Source organism: Mitsuokella apri (genome assembly GCF_047974105.1).
In the GTDB taxonomy this organism is placed as follows: Bacteria; Bacillota; Negativicutes; order Selenomonadales; family Selenomonadaceae; genus Mitsuokella.
Genome location: NZ_JBHYRS010000004.1, coordinates 116,187 through 134,730, shown reverse-complemented (window position 1 = coordinate 134,730; position 18,544 = coordinate 116,187). Strand labels below are relative to the sequence as shown.

The 18,544-nt window shown below is 52.4% G+C and carries 24 protein-coding genes; all 24 read left to right on the top strand.

Annotation, left to right across the window (positions count from 1 at the left end; all coding sequences use genetic code 11):
* Position 1 precedes the first annotated feature (1 nt).
* The 24 genes from ACE419_RS07165 (at position 2) to ACE419_RS07050 (ending at position 18,414) form a co-directional block, all read left to right on the top strand.
* Positions 2-562 (top strand): KdsC family phosphatase, encoded by a 561-nt coding sequence (locus ACE419_RS07165; protein WP_435721488.1) that lies wholly within the window; start codon positions 2-4, stop codon positions 560-562.
* 29 nt (positions 563-591) lie between these two features.
* Complete coding sequence (locus ACE419_RS07160) at positions 592-1,506, top strand: lysophospholipid acyltransferase family protein (protein ID WP_432645983.1); 915 nt, start codon at positions 592-594, stop codon at positions 1,504-1,506.
* Complete coding sequence (lptC, locus tag ACE419_RS07155) at positions 1,503-2,069, top strand: LPS export ABC transporter periplasmic protein LptC (protein ID WP_432645982.1); 567 nt, start codon at positions 1,503-1,505, stop codon at positions 2,067-2,069. The genes ACE419_RS07160 and lptC overlap by 4 nt, the downstream gene beginning before the upstream one ends.
* The gene (locus ACE419_RS07150; RefSeq protein ID WP_432645981.1) at positions 2,059-2,751 is read left to right on the top strand and encodes an LptA/OstA family protein; all 693 of its coding nucleotides are present in this window, start codon (positions 2,059-2,061) and stop codon (positions 2,749-2,751) included. Before lptC ends, ACE419_RS07150 begins: the two co-directional genes overlap by 11 nt.
* 46 nt (positions 2,752-2,797) lie before the next feature.
* Complete coding sequence (gene lptB, locus ACE419_RS07145; RefSeq protein WP_432646014.1) at positions 2,798-3,517, top strand: LPS export ABC transporter ATP-binding protein; 720 nt, start codon at positions 2,798-2,800, stop codon at positions 3,515-3,517.
* A 13-nt stretch (positions 3,518-3,530) separates the two neighbouring features.
* Complete coding sequence (locus tag ACE419_RS07140) at positions 3,531-4,625, top strand: LptF/LptG family permease (RefSeq protein ID WP_435721485.1); 1,095 nt, start codon at positions 3,531-3,533, stop codon at positions 4,623-4,625.
* A gap of 63 nt (positions 4,626-4,688) precedes the next feature.
* A complete protein-coding gene (locus ACE419_RS07135) occupies positions 4,689-5,969 on the top strand; it encodes a DUF3084 domain-containing protein (protein ID WP_435721484.1) in 1,281 nt (426 codons plus the stop codon).
* A 65-nt stretch (positions 5,970-6,034) separates the two neighbouring features.
* Complete coding sequence (locus ACE419_RS07130; protein ID WP_435721483.1) at positions 6,035-6,442, top strand: RuvC family protein; 408 nt, start codon at positions 6,035-6,037, stop codon at positions 6,440-6,442.
* Entirely contained in the window at positions 6,435-6,896 is a 462-nt protein-coding gene (locus ACE419_RS07125; RefSeq protein ID WP_435721482.1) for a deoxycytidylate deaminase, read from the top strand. The genes ACE419_RS07130 and ACE419_RS07125 overlap by 8 nt, the downstream gene beginning before the upstream one ends.
* Before the next feature lie 146 nt (positions 6,897-7,042).
* Positions 7,043-8,095: a glycosyltransferase family 4 protein gene (locus ACE419_RS07120; RefSeq protein ID WP_432645976.1), complete on the top strand. Its 1,053-nt coding sequence runs from the start codon at positions 7,043-7,045 to the stop codon at positions 8,093-8,095.
* A 79-nt stretch (positions 8,096-8,174) separates the two neighbouring features.
* Positions 8,175-9,311 (top strand): non-hydrolyzing UDP-N-acetylglucosamine 2-epimerase, encoded by a 1,137-nt coding sequence (wecB, locus tag ACE419_RS07115; RefSeq protein WP_435721548.1) that lies wholly within the window; start codon positions 8,175-8,177, stop codon positions 9,309-9,311.
* A 151-nt stretch (positions 9,312-9,462) separates the two neighbouring features.
* On the top strand, positions 9,463-9,732 hold the full coding sequence (locus ACE419_RS07110) for an AtpZ/AtpI family protein (protein WP_435721481.1): 270 nt from the start codon (positions 9,463-9,465) through the stop codon (positions 9,730-9,732).
* A gap of 299 nt (positions 9,733-10,031) precedes the next feature.
* Positions 10,032-10,418: an ATP synthase subunit I gene (locus ACE419_RS07105; protein ID WP_435721480.1), complete on the top strand. Its 387-nt coding sequence runs from the start codon at positions 10,032-10,034 to the stop codon at positions 10,416-10,418.
* 18 nt (positions 10,419-10,436) lie between these two features.
* Positions 10,437-11,117, top strand: coding sequence for a F0F1 ATP synthase subunit A (atpB, locus tag ACE419_RS07100; RefSeq protein WP_295635017.1), 681 nt, complete (start codon positions 10,437-10,439; stop codon positions 11,115-11,117).
* Between the two features lie 40 nt (positions 11,118-11,157).
* Positions 11,158-11,409 (top strand): F0F1 ATP synthase subunit C, encoded by a 252-nt coding sequence (atpE, locus tag ACE419_RS07095; protein ID WP_295635013.1) that lies wholly within the window; start codon positions 11,158-11,160, stop codon positions 11,407-11,409.
* A 41-nt stretch (positions 11,410-11,450) separates the two neighbouring features.
* Positions 11,451-11,954 carry a F0F1 ATP synthase subunit B gene (gene atpF, locus ACE419_RS07090; RefSeq protein ID WP_302488868.1) on the top strand — a complete coding sequence of 168 codons (504 nt, stop codon included), beginning with the start codon at positions 11,451-11,453 and terminating at the stop codon, positions 11,952-11,954.
* Entirely contained in the window at positions 11,948-12,490 is a 543-nt protein-coding gene (atpH, locus tag ACE419_RS07085) for an ATP synthase F1 subunit delta (RefSeq protein WP_435721479.1), read from the top strand. Before atpF ends, atpH begins: the two co-directional genes overlap by 7 nt.
* A 24-nt stretch (positions 12,491-12,514) precedes the next feature.
* Positions 12,515-14,032: a F0F1 ATP synthase subunit alpha gene (atpA, locus tag ACE419_RS07080; RefSeq protein ID WP_295635004.1), complete on the top strand. Its 1,518-nt coding sequence runs from the start codon at positions 12,515-12,517 to the stop codon at positions 14,030-14,032.
* Positions 14,033-14,051: 19 nt separating this feature from the next.
* Entirely contained in the window at positions 14,052-14,906 is an 855-nt protein-coding gene (gene atpG / locus ACE419_RS07075; RefSeq protein ID WP_295635001.1) for an ATP synthase F1 subunit gamma, read from the top strand.
* A gap of 23 nt (positions 14,907-14,929) precedes the next feature.
* Positions 14,930-16,342, top strand: a complete 1,413-nt coding sequence (gene atpD / locus ACE419_RS07070; protein ID WP_435721478.1) for a F0F1 ATP synthase subunit beta — start codon at positions 14,930-14,932, stop codon at positions 16,340-16,342.
* A 3-nt stretch (positions 16,343-16,345) separates the two neighbouring features.
* Positions 16,346-16,780: an ATP synthase F1 subunit epsilon gene (gene atpC, locus ACE419_RS07065; protein ID WP_435721477.1), complete on the top strand. Its 435-nt coding sequence runs from the start codon at positions 16,346-16,348 to the stop codon at positions 16,778-16,780.
* Between the two features lie 121 nt (positions 16,781-16,901).
* The gene (locus ACE419_RS07060) at positions 16,902-17,666 is read left to right on the top strand and encodes a TSUP family transporter (RefSeq protein ID WP_435721476.1); all 765 of its coding nucleotides are present in this window, start codon (positions 16,902-16,904) and stop codon (positions 17,664-17,666) included.
* A 110-nt stretch (positions 17,667-17,776) separates the two neighbouring features.
* Positions 17,777-18,232 (top strand): nitrous oxide-stimulated promoter family protein, encoded by a 456-nt coding sequence (locus ACE419_RS07055; RefSeq protein WP_435721475.1) that lies wholly within the window; start codon positions 17,777-17,779, stop codon positions 18,230-18,232.
* Positions 18,229-18,414 (top strand): hypothetical protein, encoded by a 186-nt coding sequence (locus ACE419_RS07050; protein ID WP_435721474.1) that lies wholly within the window; start codon positions 18,229-18,231, stop codon positions 18,412-18,414. The genes ACE419_RS07055 and ACE419_RS07050 overlap by 4 nt, the downstream gene beginning before the upstream one ends.
* Positions 18,415-18,544: the final 130 nt, after the last annotated feature.

Sequence of the window (18,544 nt, the reverse complement as noted above, 5' to 3'; positions counted from 1 at the left end):
TATGGAACTTCGGACAGACGCAAGCGAACGCGCTAAAAAAGTCAGGCTCATCATCTTTGATGTCGACGGCGTGCTGACAGATGGCGGCATTTACATCGGCGCGGAAGGCGAGCTTTTTAAACCGTTCTTCTGCCGCGACGGTCTCGGCATCACGCTTTGTCACCGTGCAGGACTCAAGACCGCCATCATTACCGGCCGTGAGTCAAAGCAGCTTTTATACCGTGCCAAGGAGCTTCATATCACCGAGGTGTTCCAGGGCAATCTCGATAAGCGGGAAGCCTATAAGGAACTCAAGGCACGTACCGGCCTTAAAGATGAAGAAATCGCCTATATTGGCGATGACCTCGTCGACCTGCCCATCATGGGGCAGGTCGGCTTCCCTGCAGCCGTGGGCGATGGCGTGCAGGAAGTACGCGAAATATCCGCAATCGTTTCCGCCTATCCGGGCGGCCGCGGTGCTGTGCGGGAAATCATCGAATTCATTCTCAAAGCTCAGGGAAAATGGCAGATGCTTTTGGAAGGGTTCAAGGCTCCTGAGCATATGGATGGTCTCGCCCAGTAATTTTAGGAAAGACATTGGAGGCATTTTCCATGCAGTATAAACTCGTGATGTTTCTGAGCAAAGTGGCCTGCCACACGCCTTACCGGCTGTTGATGGCCATTGGCTGGGTACTTGGCAATCTCTACTATCTTCTCATCAAGAAGGAGCGGGAGCGCGCTGTTGCGCAGATGATGCCGGCTCTCGGCATCGATGAAGCCAAGGCCCGTCATCTTGTGAGAGAATCCTTCATCAATCTTGCCCGCAATGTCTTGGAAATCCTCTACATGCCGCATCTCAATGAAAAGAATTTTAGCGATTACATCGAGATTGATCATCTGGAACGCCTGAAGGATGCCTTGGCAGAAGGTCATGGCGTGGCCATTATCACCGGCCATATCGGCACTTGGGAGTGGCTTTCTGCTGCCTTTACCTTAAACGGACTGCCGGTCACGGCCATTGCCAAGCCGCAGCCGAATATGCAGTACACCTATGCACTCAATGACCTGCGCAAGACGATCCACGTTGAGATTTTCTCGCGCGGTACGAGTGAGCTCATCGCTGCGGCGCGCGCTCTTAAGAGCGGCAAGATCCTCGGCTTTCTCGTGGACCAGGATGCGGGGCCTGGCGGCGCGTTCCTGCCGTTTTTGGGCAAGATTGCGGCTACGCCGATGGGACCTGCTGTTTTTGCACGCAAGTTCAACTCGCCGGTCGTGCCGGCGTTCATCCTGCGTCAGCCAAATGGCAAACATAAGGTTGTCGTCGGCGAGGTCATGCGGTATCATGATACAGGGGATACGGATAAGGACCTGCTGGACTTTACAGCCCGCATGACCAAAATTGTTGAACAGATTATCCGTGACAACCCGACGCAGTGGCTCTGGTTCCAGAAACGCTGGAACACAAAGCCGGAACAGCAGAAGCTCGGCAAGCATCATACGGTAAGGGGGCAGGAAGAGAAAAAATGAATGGCAAGCAGAAAACCCTGGTGGCACTGGGCCTCATTTTCTTTGCCTGTGTGGTCATCTGGGCGGTACGCACGGTGCCGCAGACACCGAAAGTCGATAATTCGCAGAATGACCAGCCGCGCGTCATGACGTATGACAACAATACCATCAGCGAGGAAAAAGATGGTGTCAAGATCTGGGACCTCACGGCGGACCATATCGAAGTCGATATCGACTCGAGAAATGCCGAAATGACAGGCATTACGGGTCATTTTTATCAGGCTGACGGCCGTTCTGCCGAGGTAACGGCAGAGCACGGCTCTTATAATAATGAAACAAAGGACATCCAGATTGACGGTGATGTCACGATTACGACAAGCGATGGGGCAAAGCTTACGAGCGACCAGCTGCTTTGGACAGCGAAGGAAGGAATGCTTTCTGCCATTGGTCAGGCAAAGGTATCCAATGATACCATCAAAGCCTGGGGTGACCGCATCGACAGTACGGATGGCTTCAATAAAGTCAAAATTTCTGGCAAAGCACATATCGAAAAACTGGCAGGGGGGCAGAATAATGAAGAATAAGAAAATGAAAGGCATGCTTGCCGTGATTGCGGCTGCTCTGTCCCTGCAGATGGGAACAATTTATGCTGCAGAAGACAGTGTGCCGGCATCGCTCGATGCAGATACGCTGGAATATGATATGAAGACGGGCGAGGCCACGGCTACAGGCTATGTACTGCTGACGCGCGGCGATTCGAAGGTCACGGGCGCCCGTGCTACCTATAATTCCAAGACACAGGCCGCTACGGTCGATGGCAATGTCATCGCTGTTTATCAGGGAACGCGCCTGACCTGTGACCATCTGATGTCGGATGGTCAGGAACATATGATGGCTACGGGCAATGTTCACGGTACGCGCGATGATAAGACCTTCTCGGGGGAGCAGGTGGATTATTTCCCGCAGCAGAATGATTACATCGTCATTGATCGCGGCGGCATGCTGACGAGCGGAGATGACACGTTCACGGCTGACCGCATTTACGGCTGGCTTAAGGATGAGCACTATATCGGCGAGGGCAATGCCCATGTCGTCAGCCCGTCAAGAGCTATGGAAGCTGGCGGCGACCAGATGGATTACTATGGCAAGGAACAGGGCAAAGCCGTCATCACGGGCAATGCCTGGGCTGTACAGGAAAATAATACGATGCGCAGCAACCGCATGACGATTTATCTTGCGAACGATGGGTCAGCTAAGGTACAATAAAGAGATGGATTTAGGATAATCTGTGGGTATTTTGGAGGGCACGATTTTGCATATCGAGGCAAGAAATCTGGTAAAGAAATTCAAGAAGCGCACGGTCGTGGACCGCGTTTCCCTGCGCGTGGATAAGGGAGAGATTGTAGGACTGCTCGGTCCGAATGGTGCGGGCAAGACGACAACATTCTATATGATTGTCGGACTGGAGCGTCCGACATCCGGCGAGGTGTTCCTTTCGGACATCAACATCACGGAAGAGCCGATGTATCATCGGGCGGCGCTCGGCATCAGTTATCTCACGCAGGAACCCTCGATTTTCCGCAAACTCACGGTAGAGGAAAACATCATGGCCATCCTGGAGACGACCAAGCTTTCCAAAGCGGAACAGAAGGATAAATTCGAGGAACTCCTCGAAGAGTTCCACATTGGCCATGTGCGCGAGCGCAAGGGCACGGAGCTTTCAGGCGGCGAGCGCCGCCGCGTTGAAATCGCCCGCTGCCTGGCACTTGAGCCGCAGTTCATCCTGCTCGATGAGCCGTTTGCCGGCGTTGACCCGCTGGCCGTTGCCGATATTCAGGAAATCGTGCAGTATTTAAAGGAACGCGGTATGGGCATTCTCATCACGGACCACAACGTCCGCGAGACGCTGCAGATTGTCGACCGTGCCTACATCCTGAACAGCGGCAAGATCCTTTTGGAGGGTGACAGTCAGACCATCGCCAACAGCCCGATTGCCAAGAAGTTCTATCTTGGCGATAATTTCACCTTGTAACGGAGAATCAGCAATGCATATCAGAATCTTAGACAAGTACATATTTCGGGAAGTCTTCAAGGCTTTCATCTTTGGCATATGCGCATTCTCCGCTGTATTCATCGGTTCCGGTACGCTCTTCAAGATTGCCAAGTACATCACGGACTACGGCGCGTCGCTTTCCGCCGTCATCAAGATTTTTGTTTTCGGCCTGCCGTCCGTCGTCATGTGGACCTTCCCGATGTCCATGCTGCTGGCAACGCTTTTGACTTTTGGCCGACTGTCGAGCTCGAGCGAGATTACGGCCATGAAGTCATGCGGTATCGGTTTTTACCGCATCGCGGCACCGGCCATTCTCATGGGCCTTTTGGTCAGCATCGGTGCGATTGCCTTCAATGAATACGTCGTTCCATGGGCTAACACGGCTTACCGCAACGTGCTCTATTATGAGATTCAGGGCAACAACGGCATGAAATCGCAGGAGCACATCATCCTCAAGGACATCAAGGACGGCCAGATTCAGCGCCTTGTTTACGCGCGCCGCTATGATGCGGACACGCAGACGCTGCAGAGCGTGACCATGCAGGATTTCAATACGGATGGCAAGGTCAGCCATGTCGAGAATGCCGAGTATGCGGAATTTAGCATGAATAAATGGGTCATGCACAACGGCATGCTCTACGATATCTCAGAGGGACAGAGCGAGCACAGCATGCGCTTTGATACGCAGGTCCTGCCGATCAATGCGAGCCCAAAACAGATCGTGCGCGAGCAGAAGGATCCTGAGGAACTCACGATGAAAGAACTGCGTGCCCAGATCAACATCATGAAGTCGCAGTATGTCGATACGAATAAGCTTGAGGCAGAGCTCTATCAGCGTGTCACCGTGCCGATGGCCAGCTTGATTTTCGCCCTCATCGGCGTTCCTCTTGGACTGCAGCCAACGAGAAACAGCTCGTCTGCCGGCTTTGCCATGAGTGTTATCATCATTTTCTTCTATTATGCTTTGATGACGATGGGCAATGCTCTAGCAAGAAGCGGAGCCATTGCGCCGATCATCGCGGTCTGGATTCCGAATATTGTCGGCCTCATCGCAGGCTTTATCTTAATTCGCAGAGCTTCCCGGTAAGGTCATCCCAAAATTTATTTTGGGATGGACTTTCAGGAAGACAGGAAAGGTGGTAAATACAGGATGTATGGTGTCCTTCTCATTGTTGTACTCATCATCACGGGTGGAGCCATCGCGTTTATCGGTGACCGCCTGGGCTCAAAAGTCGGCAAGAAGAAACTGTCGATCTTTGGCCTGCGTCCGCGTCATACATCCATCATCGTCACGATTTTTACGGGCGTATGCATTACGACCCTGACGTTTGGTGTCATGGCCGCGGCGTCGCAGAATGTGCGTACGGCACTTTTCGGCATGGAAAAACTCAACCAGAAGATGAAGACGACACAGTCTAATCTCGACCAGGCCAATGCCGACCTGCAGACGGCGCAGCAGCAGCAGGAAGAGGCCAATGACGCACTCGACCAGTCGCGCAAGGACGTCGAGACGCTGAAACAGCAGCAGCAGGAACTCGAGGCCGAGTCTCAGCGGTTGCAGGAGGGCAACCGCCTGCTCGAACTCGCGAAGGCTGAACTCATGCAGCGCAATGATGTGCTCTCGGCGCAGAACAGTCAGCTGGGCCAGCAGAACAGCCAGCTCGCCTCGGCAAATTCCTCGCTGCAGGGCCTGAATACGGCTCTTACTGGCAAGAATCAGGAACTTACGGGCCGCAACGCCAGTCTGACGGCGGACAATCAGGACCTTGAAAAACGCAATAAAGACCTGCGTGACGGCCTCATTACCATCCGCGAAGGCGATATTGTCTTCCGTGCCGGCGAAGTCATCGCGAGCGGCGTCATCCGCGGCAACCGTCCGGCTGCCGAAGTCGATAAGGACCTGCAGGCCCTTGCTCAGCTGGCCAGCCGCAATGTCTCGACGCGTTTGAACCAGAATGTCTCGGATAAGGATGTCTGGATTTACAAGCCGGAGTATGAATCGGCTGTGCAGACGATTGCCAAGAGTCCGCAGGATATGGTTGTGCGCATCGTGGCTGCCGGCAATCTCGTGCGCGGGGAAGAAGTCCGCGCCTCGCTTGAGCTCTACAAGAACAGCGTCATCTATAAGGACCGCGAGTTCATCCTCGCGCGTCCGATTCAGCTTAAGGGCACGAATAACGGGGAAGCGGAACAGGCTGTCATGAATTTCCTGAAGGAAATCAATGCGGCTGCTTCGGCCAAGGGCATCCTGCCGGACCCGATCCGCGGCTCCATTGGCGTCATGGACGGTGCGCAGTTCTACGAAGTGGTCAATGCGATTAACGGCATGCACGGTACGGTCGTGCTTTCCGCCTATGCACGCGGCAATACGGATGCACTCGGACCGCTGCGCCTGATCATCAAGGAAGAGCAGCTTCCGGACCAGCAGTAAAGAGAATCAGGGCTCTGCGGGGCAAATAGCCTGCAGAGCTCTATTTTTATCGAGAAGGTGTTTTTATGGAGACAATCGCAGCACTCGACCCGGGGCGGGATAAATGCGGCTTTGCTGTCCTTGATACAGAAGGCAGCGTCCTCTTTCAGAAAGTCCTTGAGACGAAAAAACTGGAGCAGGAAGTGAGAAATGCCCAAAAGCAGTATGGCTTTACGCGGCTCATCGAGGGCAATGGTACGACGAGCAAAGAGGCACAGGCACGCCTGACGAGGGCCATGCCCGAGCTCATCATCAAGGTGGTCGATGAATACAGGACTACGGATATGGCGCGCAAGGCTTACTGGCAGGCGAAGCCCCCTAAGGGGTGGCGCCGTTTTATTCCCCTCGGGCTGCAGGTGCCGCCTGAACCCGTTGATGATTTTGTCGCAGTAATCCTCGCGACACGCTATATAAAGGAGTATTATCATGATTGAGAAACAAGAACGTCCAAGCTGGACGGAATATTTTCTGGATATCGCGAAGGCTGTCGGACGCCGCGCAACCTGCCTGCGCCGCCGCTACGGCGCCATCATCGTCAAGGACAAGATCATCATCAGTACGGGCTACAACGGCGCACCGCGCGGTGAGGCCAACTGCATCGATACGGGCAACTGCGAGCGCGAACGCCTGCATGTGCCGAAAGGACAGAATTACGAACTCTGCGTTGCTGTTCATGCCGAACAGAACGCCATCATCAATGCGGATCCAGCTGCTATGGAGGGCGCGACGATCTATATCGTCGGGGTCAATGCCGACGGCAGCCTTGCTTCCGGCAAGCCCTGCCTGCTCTGCCGCCGCATGCTCCGCAACGCGAAACTCGCGAAAGTCGTTTATTACGATGAAGATGGCAGCGTTGTGAGCTGCCGTCCGGATGAAATCCATGATTGACAGGAAGCCGTCCAAATGATTGACACGGTACAGTCTGTGCGTTAAAATAAGTTTGTTATAATGGTTGCTTTCTAGGTATATGCGGGTGTATTTGCCTGTGCAGGGACGAAAGCAGTTGTGTATTCAAGGAAAAGGAGTGCGCTTGTATGCCAGTCTATATGTTGGCGTTTGTCATTGCTGCCGGTGTGGCGCTCTTGATAACGCCAGGTGTCATCTGTCTTGCAGGAAAGACGGGGGCCATGGATACCCCGGATGCAAGAAAGGTCCACAAGAAGCCGATTCCGCGCATTGGCGGCATTGGCATTTATTTTGCATTCATGGTGGCGATTCTCAGCGTCCTGTCTTTTACGGATGTGCCATCAGAGGTTTTCTATGAGACAGTCGGTCTGCTTGTCAGCGGTTCCATTATTTTCATTGGCGGCCTCGTCGACGACTATGTCAATTTGCCTGCCAAGGTCAAGCTGCTCATACAAATTGTGGCAGCCTGCGTGCTGGTCATTGCTTTTGATGTCCGCATAGACTTCATCACGGACCCGTTTGGGGATTATCTCTATCTGGAATATCTTGCTATCCCCGCAACGCTTTTCTGGCTCGTCGGTCTGACGAACACGGTCAATCTCATCGATGGCCTCGATGGCCTGGCAGCCGGTGTTTCGACCATCGCTTCGATTACGATTTTTCTCGTGGCACTGCAGCAGGGCAATTTGCTTGTCGCTGTTTTGACAGCTGCTCTGGCCGGCGCTGCGTTCGGTTTCCTTTATTACAATTTCAATCCCGCGAAGATTTTCATGGGCGATTCGGGCAGTCAGTTCCTCGGCTTTATGTTAGCGGGCATTTCGGTCATCGGTGCCGTTAAGAGCGCGGCGACGATTGCCCTCATTGTGCCGATTCTTGCTCTCGGCCTGCCGATCCTTGATACGACATTTGCCATTGTGCGCCGCTACCGCGGCGGTGTGCCAATCTTCAAGCCGGATAAGGGGCATCTGCACCACAGGCTTCTGGACCTCGGCTTTTCGCAGCGTCAGGCTGTGCTTTTGATGTATGTCATCAGCGCACTTTTGGGGCTCAGTGCCGTGGCTTTGACGGAAGTCAGCGCCCAGATTGCCATTGTCATTGTCTGTGTCGTAGTGATTGTTGTACTGGTTGGCGCGAAAAAGCTGGGAATTTTCCATATGAAGGATTCTGCAAATCAGCAGTAAGCTGTTTTTTGGCATAAGGGATTTAAGGCATTAAAGGCATTAAGGAGGTCTTGTAGTGGAAAAGAAGAAGATCAAGGTCATGACGGTCTTCGGTACACGTCCGGAGGCCATTAAGATGGCACCAATCGTATTGGAGCTTCAGAAGCATCCTGATACGATTGAACCGGTGGTGGCTGTCACCGCGCAGCATCGTGAAATGCTCGACCAGGTGCTCAGTCTCTTCCATATCAAACCGGATCATGATCTCAACATCATGGCGGCAGGTCAGACACTTTTTGATATTACGACGAGAGCCATGATGGGCCTCGATAAGGTCCTGACGGAAGAAAAGCCGGATATTGTCCTCGTTCATGGTGACACGACGACGACCTTTGCCGGTGCACTCGCTGCGTACTATCATCAGACGGCCGTTGGCCACGTTGAGGCGGGCCTGCGCACGCACAACAAGTATTCGCCGTTCCCGGAAGAGATGAACCGCCGCCTGACGGGCTGCATTGCAGACCTTAATTTTGCGCCGACGAGCACGTCGGAAGCAAATCTGCTTGCAGAGAACGTGCCGCCGGAGTCCATCTTCGTCACGGGCAATACGGTCATCGACGCCCTGCACCATACGGTGCGCGATGACTTTGCGTTCAAGGATGCTTCGCTGCAGGATGTCGATTTTGCGCATAAGCGCATCATTCTCGTTACGACGCACCGCCGCGAGAATCTCGGCGAGCCGATGCGCCATGTCTACAAGGCCCTGAAGCAGCTGACGGAAGAATTTGATGATGTCGAAGTCGTTTTCCCCGTGCACAAGAATCCGAAAGTCCGCGAAGTCGTCAACGAAGAGCTCGGCGGCCTTGAGAAGGTTCATCTGATTGACCCGCTCGACTATGAGCCGTTTGCAAACCTCATGCACCGCGCCTATCTTATCCTGACGGATTCGGGCGGCGTGCAGGAAGAAGCCCCGGCCCTTGGCAAGCCGGTCCTCGTGTTGCGCGATACGACGGAGCGTCCGGAAGCCGTCGATGCCGGCACGGTCAAGCTCATCGGCACGGACCGCGAGCGCGTTTACGAAGAAGCGAAGAGACTTCTGACGGACAAAGAAGAATACAGCCGTATGGCTGAATCGGTCAATCCGTACGGCGACGGCCAGGCCGCAAGGCGCATCATTCAGGCCATTCTTTACCATTATGGACTGGCTGATGGGCGTCCTGACGTTTTTGAAGGCTGATATGAGTCATTGACTGAAAGCTCTCCTGCATGGGGGAGCTTTTTTATTATCATTATAAGTATATATGATTGTGACATATCATTATTTAGCCATATTCGTATTGTACATTCCTGACTGGAAACGATAGAATAGAAATATGAAGGGAAAGCTTATGTTGAACAAGACACAAGAACCTAAAAAACCGAATCATTCGCACGAAACAATGAGAGACGGTCTGAAACAGGCATTTAAGGCATTTGCCCTGCTGGGCAGCATGGGGATTTATATTGTCGTATTCATCGGGATTGGCATCTTTTTTGGCGATCTTGCAGACCGGTATTTTGACCTTGGAGTCAAGGGAAAATTGGTGGGCATTATTGTCAGTATTCCAGGAGCTTTTTATACGCTGTTTCGTCAGCTTCGACGCAGCGGCATTCTATGAGAATTATTCTTGCTTGTCCATTCATTTTATAGATGGATTAGATAAATGATAGTTATTCGTATTCTTATCGAAAAAAAAGGCTTGAATTTCTACAATTAGGTGTATATAATATAAAACATGACGATAAACGATAAATAAATGAGTTTGCATTGACATGATAAAATAAATTTTATTTATCAATGGTTCGCACCTATGGTTTAAGGCAGACTGGAGAAAGTTTCCTGACCATGAAAGGAAATACTTTTTCCGTGTCGAAGTAAACAAATAAAAGAGTTTGCGTTGTTTTATGGAGGCAGAACATGTATGAAGTGTTTCGTAGGGTGCGGGGACATCTGCTTCGCAGTGTAACAGGCTTACTGATTGTAGGGGCAGGAGGTCTGTTCCTGAGTGGTCTGCCGCATCTTGCTGGTGTGTTCGTGCTGGGCGTGCTGTCTGCCTGTTTTTGCTTCTGGTCGCTGTCAGCGCGTTTGTGGCAGATTGCCAGCGGCCGCACCGAAGGAGCTGGACGCCGCATGCGCTGGGGCCTGTTTCTCAGGCTGGTCATTGTGGCAGTCACGTTTGCTCTGGCTGCTAAGGTTGGCCATGGCGCCATTCTTGCAGCAGCAGCAGCTTTTCTTGGCGCTTGGGGAATGTTCCTTGTAATCCTCGTGTTGTCACAGCTTCGTGCTGACAATATAAATATTTAAGATAGGAGGTAATGTGCTATGGAGGAAATCGGTGTTCGCGCACTCGCTCACTTCGGCGGGTTCACGTTTGACATCGAGACACTGGAGATGACATGGCTGGCAATGGCAATCGTCATCATTGTTTCTTATCTGGGCACACGGAGCTTGAAACTGGTACCTTCAGGCTGTCAAAACATCATTGAGATGTTTGTTACCGGCATGGATGGCCAGGTCAAGGTCATGATGGGCGAACGCGGCAAGATGCTGGCACCGTTCATTGTTTCCCTGTTCATGTTCCTGCTCGTGTCCAATCTTCTGGGACTTATCCCTGGGTTCTCGTCCCCGACGAATGACCTCAATACGACGCTGGGTCTTGCAATCCTCGTCATTGGTATGGTTCATGTCATCGGCCTCAAGAATCAGGGGATGGGCTGGATTGCTCATTTCTTTAAACCGATGGCATTCCTGTTCCCAATCAACCTCGTTGAAGAGCTCGCTAAGCCAATCACACTGGCCTTCCGTCTCTTCGGCAACATCCTGGCTGGTGAGATTCTGATTCTCATCCTGCTGGACCTGACCAGATGGTGGATCATTCCTAGTGTTCTCTGGCTGGCGTTCAGTATTTTTATCAGTTGTGTTCAGGCGTTCATCTTCACGATGCTTTCAACGGCGTATCTTGCAAATGCCGTAAATGAGCCGGAAAAAGAAGACGCACAGTAACTATCATCCGAATCTATATTCAATCAAGGAGGATTATTCAATGGAAAATGCAATCATGATCTTAGGTGCTCTTGTCGGTGCTGGCCTTGCTGCCGGTCTCGCTGCAGTCGGTGCTGGTATCGGTGATGGTCTTGTCACGGGCCGTTTCATCGAGGGTATCACGCGTCAGCCGGAAGCAAAGAACACGCTGTTTGTCAACACACTGATTTCCGTCGGCCTCATCGAGGCAATGGCTATCATCTCGGTCGTCGTTGCCTTCATCATGCTCTATGCAAATCCGCTGATCAAATAAGATTTGCCTGATGCAAGGAAAAGATGAAGGAGGCATGAAGGTTGATTGATTTAAACGCTACATTCTTTGCGCAGATTGTCAATTTCCTGGTGCTCGTGTTCATTCTCAAGAAGCTGGCTTATAAACCGGTCAAGAAGATCCTCAAGGAACGTGAGGATAAGATTGCAGAAAGCCTCAATAAGGCTGATGCCGATGTGGCAGAGGCACAGGCTGTTCTCGAGGAACGCCGCAAAGCGCTGGCAGAGGCGCGTACAAAGGCGGAAGAGATTGTCAAGGATGCGGAGAAGCGCGCCAGCGAGACGCGTGAGGACAGCATCCGCGAGACCAAAAATGAGATTGCGCAGATGAAAAAGGCTGCTGCTGCTGAAATCCAGAGAGACCGCGCACGCGCTATGGAACAGCTGCGCGCAGATGTCGTATCTCTTTCCATGGCCGCTGCAGGCAAGATCATCGAGAAGAATATCGACAAAGCGCAGAACGAGCAGATTATTACAGAATTTGTCAATAAGCTGGACAAGGATAAGGTTGGGGATCTGCCATGCTAAACATACAGCTTGCACGGAAATATTCCCGCGCTATCTTCGAGATTGCGCAGGAAGAGGATAAGCTTGTGGAGTATGGCAAGGAACTTTCTGAGGTCCGGCAGGGACTGGAGTCTGTGCCGCAGGCCATGGCATTCTTGTCTAATCCGCAGGTCGACCAGAAGGTGAAGAAGGGTTTTCTCAAGAAGATTTTCGAGGGAAAAATCTCAAAGGACATGTATCACTTCCTGATGCTGCTGGTGGATAAGCGCCGCTTTATGCTGCTGGGAACGATTGATGACCAGTACCATGCTTATGCCAACGAAGCCAGAGGCATCTTGATCGCAGACGTGACGACCGCCATTCCGGCAGGCAAGAAACAGCAGAAGGCAATAGCCGAGAAGCTGGAGCAGGTGACGGGTAAGAAAGTGGAGCTTCGTCTCCATGAAAATAAGGCCCTCATCGGCGGCGTGGTTGTCAAGATTGGCGACCGCCGCATTGATGGCAGTGTCGCTGGCCGTCTCGAAACGCTGAAGAATGAATTACTGGCAAACAAGTGATGAAACTGGGGTGACAGCGAAGTTATGAAAATGAATCCGGAAGAAATAACAGCCATCATTAAAGACCAGATCAAGAATTACGATCTCGATCTTAATGTCGATGATGTTGGTTCCGTTATCGAAATCGGTGATGGTATCGCTCATATCCATGGCCTCGAAAAGGCTATGGCTGGCGAGCTTCTCGATTTCGGCGATGATATTTATGGTTTGGTCCTGAACCTTGAGCAGGACAATGTCGGTGCCGTTATCTTAGGCGGTGAGACGAAAATCAAAGAGGGCTCGCAGGTAAAACGCACGGGCCGCATTATGCAGGTACCAGTCGGTGAAGCCATGATTGGCCGCGTTGTCGATGCACTGGGCCGTCCTATCGATGGCAAGGGCAAGATTGAGACGACGGAGACGCGTCCTGTTGAGTTCCATGCACCGGGCATTGCCGACCGTAAGCCGGTAAAAGAGCCGCTGCAGACCGGTATCAAGGCTATCGATGCCCTCGTACCAATCGGCCGCGGCCAGCGTGAGCTCATCATCGGCGACCGTGGTATCGGTAAAACGGCCATCGCCGTTGATACGATCCTCAATCAGCATGATCAGAATTGTATCTGCGTTTATGTAGCTATCGGCCAGAAGGCTTCGACGGTTGCACGTGTCGTCAAGACGCTCGAAGAACGCGGCGCAATGAAGTATACGATTGTTGTTGCTGCTACGGCTGCTGACAGCTCGCCGCTGCAGTACCTTGCACCGTATGCAGGCTGCGCTATGGCTGAGCATTTCATGTATCAGGGCAAGGCCTGCCTCTGCGTCTACGATGACCTCACGAAACACGCAGCTGCTTACCGTGCTATGTCCCTGCTGCTCAGAAGACCGCCAGGACGTGAAGCATATCCGGGCGATGTCTTCTACTTACATTCCCGTCTGCTCGAGCGTGCAGCCAAACTCAATGATGAACTTGGCGGCGGCTCCATCACGGCTCTGCCAATCATCGAGACGCAGGCCGGCGACCTTTCGGCATATATCCCGACGAACGTTATCTCCATCACCGATGGTCAGATCATGCTCGAGACGGACTCCTTCTATTCTGGTATCCGTCCGGCAATCAACGTTGGTCTGTCCGTATCGCGTGTCGGCGGTTCGGCTCAGATCAAGGCTATGAAGCAGGTTGCAGGTACCCTTCGTCTTGACCTTGCTCAGTACCGCGAACTTGCAGCGTTCTCGCAGTTCGCTTCTGACCTCGATAAAGCTACGAAGGCACAGCTCGACCGCGGCGTTCGCGTTGTAGAGACACTGAAACAGCCGCAGTACAGCCCGATGCTTGTACAGGATCAGGTCATGGTCCTTTACACGGCTGTTCATGGTTATCTCGCGGATATCCCTGTCGAGAAGGTTGTAGAGTTCCAGGATTCCTTCATTAAATTCATGAAGACGACGCATCCGGAAGTCGGCCAGAAGATTATTGAGCAGAAGAAGTTCGATGATGCGCTGGAGTCCGAGCTCAAGAAAGCGATTGAGGAGTTCAGAGATACGATTTCGTATAAAATGGCATAAGGCAGCGAGGTGATTCTTTTTGGCTAGTTTACAGGATATTCGCCATCGCATCAAGAGCGTAAAGAGTACCAAGCAGATTACGAGTGCCATGAACATGGTCGCTACGAGCCGTCTGCGTCATGCCAAAGAAGCTGCAATTGCAAACCGGCCTTATGCAGAGAAGGTTGCTGAAGTCGTAACGCAGGTCGCAGCCAATGCCGGCAGAGAATTTTCTCATCCGCTGCTCGATTCGCATCCTGAGGGCAAACGTCTTGTCCTGCTGATGACAGCAGATAAGGGGCTGGCTGGTGCCTATACGAGCAATGCCTGCAAATTGGCAGAGAGCCTTGCAGAGGATAAAGCCAATACGCAGTTTGTAGTTGTCGGCCGCAAGGGTGCTGGTCATTTGAAAAATCGTGGCTATGATGTAGTGAAGAGCTATGTTGGCGTCAGCGAGCGTCCAAGTGTCGAGAAAGCCCGCAGTATTGCACTGGATATCATCGAACGTTTTAAGACAGGCGAGATTTCCGAAGTGCAGATGGTCTATACGAAATTCATTTCGGCAATCAGCTGTGAACCCCGGGCAGGGAAGCTGCTGCCATTCAAGGCACCAGAGGAACAGGATCATAAACCGCATGCCGAGTACATCTATGAACCGGATGCAGCAACTGTCCTTGGCTTTCTGCTCCCGCAGTTCATCTTCACGACAATCTATGCAGCCTTGTTGCAGTCGGCTGCCAGCGAGCTGAGTTCCCGCATGAATGCGATGAGCAATGCTACGGACAACGCAGAGGACCTCATCAACAAGCTCGATATCCATTACAATAAGGTACGTCAGGCAGGTATTACCCGCGAGATCACTGAGATCGTGGGCGGTGCCGAAGCGCTCAAGTAAAGGCATCGTAAGGAGGTTTCCCATTGGCAAAAGGTAAAGTCGTACAGGTCGTCGGACCTGTCGTAGATATTGAATTCCCGGCGGGTGAACTGCCGGCAATTCTCAACGCCGTCACCATCAAGGGTGAGACGAGCGTAAAGATTGATATCGTGGTCGAGGTCATGCAGCACCTCGGCGACAACGTTACGCGCTGCATTGCTATGAGCTCGACAGACGGTCTCATGCGTGGCATGGAAGCTGTTGATACGGGCCATCCAATCATGGTTCCAGTCGGCACGGAATGTCTCGGCCGCGTATTTAACGTCCTCGGTCAGACGGTTGACCACAATCCGGCTCCTGTGGGCAACAAGGAATTCTGGCCGATTCACCGTCCGGCTCCGAAATTCGATGAGCAGGAGACGAGCGCCCAGATTCTCGAGACGGGCATCAAGGTCGTCGACCTCATCGCTCCGTATTCTAAGGGCGGTAAGACTGGTCTGTTCGGCGGCGCCGGCGTCGGCAAAACGGTCCTCATCATGGAGCTCATCCATAATATCGCTACAGAGCACGGCGGTTATTCCGTATTCGCCGGTGTCGGTGAGCGTACCCGTGAAGGCAACGACCTTTGGGGTGAAATGACCGAGTCGGGCGTCATCGACAAGACGGCTCTCGTTTACGGCCAGATGAACGAGCCGCCAGGAGCACGTATGCGCGTTGCCCTGACGGGCCTGACGATGGCTGAGTACTTCCGTGATGTTCAGCATCAGGATGTGCTGCTCTTCATCGATAACATTTTCCGTTTCATTCAGGCAGGTTCCGAGGTTTCGGCACTCTTAGGCCGTATGCCGTCGGCCGTTGGTTATCAGCCGACACTGTCCACGGATATCGGTGCCCTGCAGGAGCGCATCACGTCGACAAAGAATGGTTCCATCACGTCGGTTCAGGCTGTCTATGTCCCGGCCGATGACCTTACAGACCCGGCTCCGGCTGGTACGTTCACCCACCTCGATGCCACGACGGTTCTTTCGCGTCAGATCGCTGAGCTCGGTATTTATCCGGCCGTTGACCCGCTCGATTCTACGAGCCGTATCCTGAGCCCGGATGTCCTTGGCGAAGAGCATTATCAGGTTGCCCGCGGTGTACAGGCTGTACTGCAGAAGTACAAAGAGCTGCAGGATATCATCGCCATCCTCGGTATGGAAGAACTTTCCGATGAGGATAAGCTCACGGTATCGCGTGCCCGCAAGATCCAGCGTTTCCTCTCGCAGCCGTTCTTTGTTGCTGAGGTATTTACGGGTTCACCGGGTAAGTATGTTCCGCTCAAGGAGACGATTCGCGGCTTCAAGGGCATCCTCGAAGGCAAGTATGATGACCTGCCGGAGAATGCATTCTACATGGTCGGCACGATTGATGAGGCTATCGAGAAAGCGAAGAAGATTAAAGAAGAGGAGGGATAATCGATGGCGACTATCAAGCTAGAGATTGTCTCTCCAGATAAAATGGTCTACACGAATGACATCAGCATGCTGATTGTCCGTTCAACGGGCGGTGAACTCGGCATTCTGCCGCATCACGCACCCCTCGTAACCGGCCTTGTTCCGCATGCGATGCGCATCCGTATCGGCGCTGACCGCGATGAACAGCTCATCGCAGTCGCTGGCGGCTTCATGGAAGTCACGCCGGAAAAGATTACGGTACTCGCTACGGCTGCAGAGCAGCCAATTGATATTGATATCAACCGTGCGAAGGAAGCCATGGCCCGTGCAAAAGCACGTATCGCCGCTTTCCATCAGGGAACTCCTGAAAGCAAGGATATTGATATTGACCGTGCCGAATTTGCTTTGCGCCGTTCGATTGCCCGCCTGCGTGCAATTGGTGCAGAATTCGACGAGTAATATATCGCGTAAAAAAGTCCTGCAATTTTATTGCAGGGCTTTTTCTTTTGTGCAGACGTGCGGGAAAGGGTTGTATTTATGGTATAATAAAAAATATCTGACTCACGAAAGGACGTTTTCGATGGAATTATTGGATATCAACACACTGGGCTTTCTCGTATTTTTTGGCTTCATGGCATCGTTCATCGATTCGGTTGTTGGCGGCGGCGGACTCATTTCGATTCCAGCGCTGATGTGGACGGGGCTGCCGCCGCTTACGGTGCTCGGCACGAATAAGGTGGCCGCCGTCATGGGTGCCTTTACGAGTTTTGTGACGTTTGTGCGTTCGGGCAAGGTGGACGGCTGGCTGATTCGCCGTCTTTTCCCCATTTCGCTCATCGGTTCGGCTGTCGGTGTCGTGACGGTGCGTCAGATTCCTTCGGAATTTTTGCGGCCGCTCGTCGTCGTCATGCTGATTCTCGTGCTCATTTACAGCATCTGCAGGAAAAACTGGGGCAAAGAGTCGACGTATCAGGGCATGAGCACGAGGCTCCTGCTGCTCTCGGGTCTCGTGGCCTTTACCTTTGGCTTTTACGACGGCTTTTTTGGACCAGGAACGGGCTCTTTCCTGCTGTTCGCGTTTCTGATGGTCGGTTTTGACTTCCTCGGTGCTGCGGCCAATGCACGCGCCCTGAATTTTGCGAGCAACATCGCCGCGGCCATTTTGTTCAGTTATTTTGGCATTGTCGATTTTGCCCACGCCATTCCCATGGGCCTTTCGATGATTGTCGGTGCCTGGTGCGGTGCGCGCGTGGCACTTTCGAAGGGAGCAGGCTATGTAAGGCCTCTTTTCATCGTCATGACGACCGTACTCATCGGCAAACAGCTTTTCGAGCTCTTTAAATAAGAAGGAAATGAGCGAGAAAAGAAAGTCGGCTTGCTTTTCTTGGCCATTGACTTTAAAATAGAATAGTATTTATCTTATAAACCACTAAACCACAATGAAGGGTGATTGACATGAGCATTTTCTCGCGTTTCCTGCCGAAAAAGAAACCGGTAGAGATCAAAAATAATATTCCGAAGGAAAAAGCGAATATCCGCAAGACATTTGGCATGTACTGCAACAGCCATCACGGCACGTCTGACGGCAAACTCTGCCCGAAGTGCACGGCTCTTTTAGCTACGGTCATGACCAAGATTGACCGCTGCCCGTATGGCATCACGAAGCCAATCTGCGACCGCTGTGAGCGTCCGTGCTTTGGCCCCAGACAGACGCAGGAATTCCTCAAAATCATGAATTCGACGGGCAAGCGCATGTTCCTGCGCCATCCGATGATGAGCGTCAAGCACAAACTCGCGAGCATGGGCGTCGATTATGCGAAATATCAGCAGCAGAAGAAACTTGACGATAAAGTCAAGGCCAAGGAGAAGGCTGCAAAAGAGCGTGCGAAGGAGCGCAAGGGCAAGAAATGAACAAGCAGCTTTTGTCAAAGTTCTCGAAACTCCTCGTGGCCGTGCTCGTAGGCATTGCCATCTGTGTAAAAGTAGAGCAGGGCGGCACGGATACGCTGTTCACGAAGCATGATATTGCCATCGTCGTGGGCTGCGCAGTACTGCTTTTGGGCATTTTCTTTGTACGCCGCCAGCAAAAATGATACGATGCAGTATGTGGATAACTTGACGTTTTTCAGCGAAGTTATCCACATTTTTATGCACATTTTCAACAGGAACAGTGGATAACCTGTGAAAAACTGCGGAGAAAGCAGAAAGGAAAGATGGGAACGT

Coding starts and splice junctions, on each gene's coding strand:
- ACE419_RS07125 (WP_435721482.1), top strand. CDS start 6,435: ATGATTGAGAAACAAGAACGTCCAAGCTGGACGGAATATTTTCTGGAT.
- atpB (WP_295635017.1), top strand. CDS start 10,437: ATGGAGGAAATCGGTGTTCGCGCACTCGCTCACTTCGGCGGGTTCACG.
- ACE419_RS07105 (WP_435721480.1), top strand. CDS start 10,032: ATGTATGAAGTGTTTCGTAGGGTGCGGGGACATCTGCTTCGCAGTGTA.
- ACE419_RS07165 (WP_435721488.1), top strand. CDS start 2: ATGGAACTTCGGACAGACGCAAGCGAACGCGCTAAAAAAGTCAGGCTC.
- ACE419_RS07055 (WP_435721475.1), top strand. CDS start 17,777: ATGAGCATTTTCTCGCGTTTCCTGCCGAAAAAGAAACCGGTAGAGATC.
- ACE419_RS07120 (WP_432645976.1), top strand. CDS start 7,043: ATGCCAGTCTATATGTTGGCGTTTGTCATTGCTGCCGGTGTGGCGCTC.
- lptC (WP_432645982.1), top strand. CDS start 1,503: ATGAATGGCAAGCAGAAAACCCTGGTGGCACTGGGCCTCATTTTCTTT.
- ACE419_RS07050 (WP_435721474.1), top strand. CDS start 18,229: ATGAACAAGCAGCTTTTGTCAAAGTTCTCGAAACTCCTCGTGGCCGTG.
- ACE419_RS07130 (WP_435721483.1), top strand. CDS start 6,035: ATGGAGACAATCGCAGCACTCGACCCGGGGCGGGATAAATGCGGCTTT.
- ACE419_RS07060 (WP_435721476.1), top strand. CDS start 16,902: ATGGAATTATTGGATATCAACACACTGGGCTTTCTCGTATTTTTTGGC.
- ACE419_RS07140 (WP_435721485.1), top strand. CDS start 3,531: ATGCATATCAGAATCTTAGACAAGTACATATTTCGGGAAGTCTTCAAG.
- ACE419_RS07135 (WP_435721484.1), top strand. CDS start 4,689: ATGTATGGTGTCCTTCTCATTGTTGTACTCATCATCACGGGTGGAGCC.
- wecB (WP_435721548.1), top strand. CDS start 8,175: ATGACGGTCTTCGGTACACGTCCGGAGGCCATTAAGATGGCACCAATC.
- atpE (WP_295635013.1), top strand. CDS start 11,158: ATGGAAAATGCAATCATGATCTTAGGTGCTCTTGTCGGTGCTGGCCTT.
- ACE419_RS07160 (WP_432645983.1), top strand. CDS start 592: ATGCAGTATAAACTCGTGATGTTTCTGAGCAAAGTGGCCTGCCACACG.
- ACE419_RS07110 (WP_435721481.1), top strand. CDS start 9,463: ATGTTGAACAAGACACAAGAACCTAAAAAACCGAATCATTCGCACGAA.
- atpC (WP_435721477.1), top strand. CDS start 16,346: ATGGCGACTATCAAGCTAGAGATTGTCTCTCCAGATAAAATGGTCTAC.
- atpH (WP_435721479.1), top strand. CDS start 11,948: ATGCTAAACATACAGCTTGCACGGAAATATTCCCGCGCTATCTTCGAG.
- ACE419_RS07150 (WP_432645981.1), top strand. CDS start 2,059: ATGAAGAATAAGAAAATGAAAGGCATGCTTGCCGTGATTGCGGCTGCT.
- atpA (WP_295635004.1), top strand. CDS start 12,515: ATGAAAATGAATCCGGAAGAAATAACAGCCATCATTAAAGACCAGATC.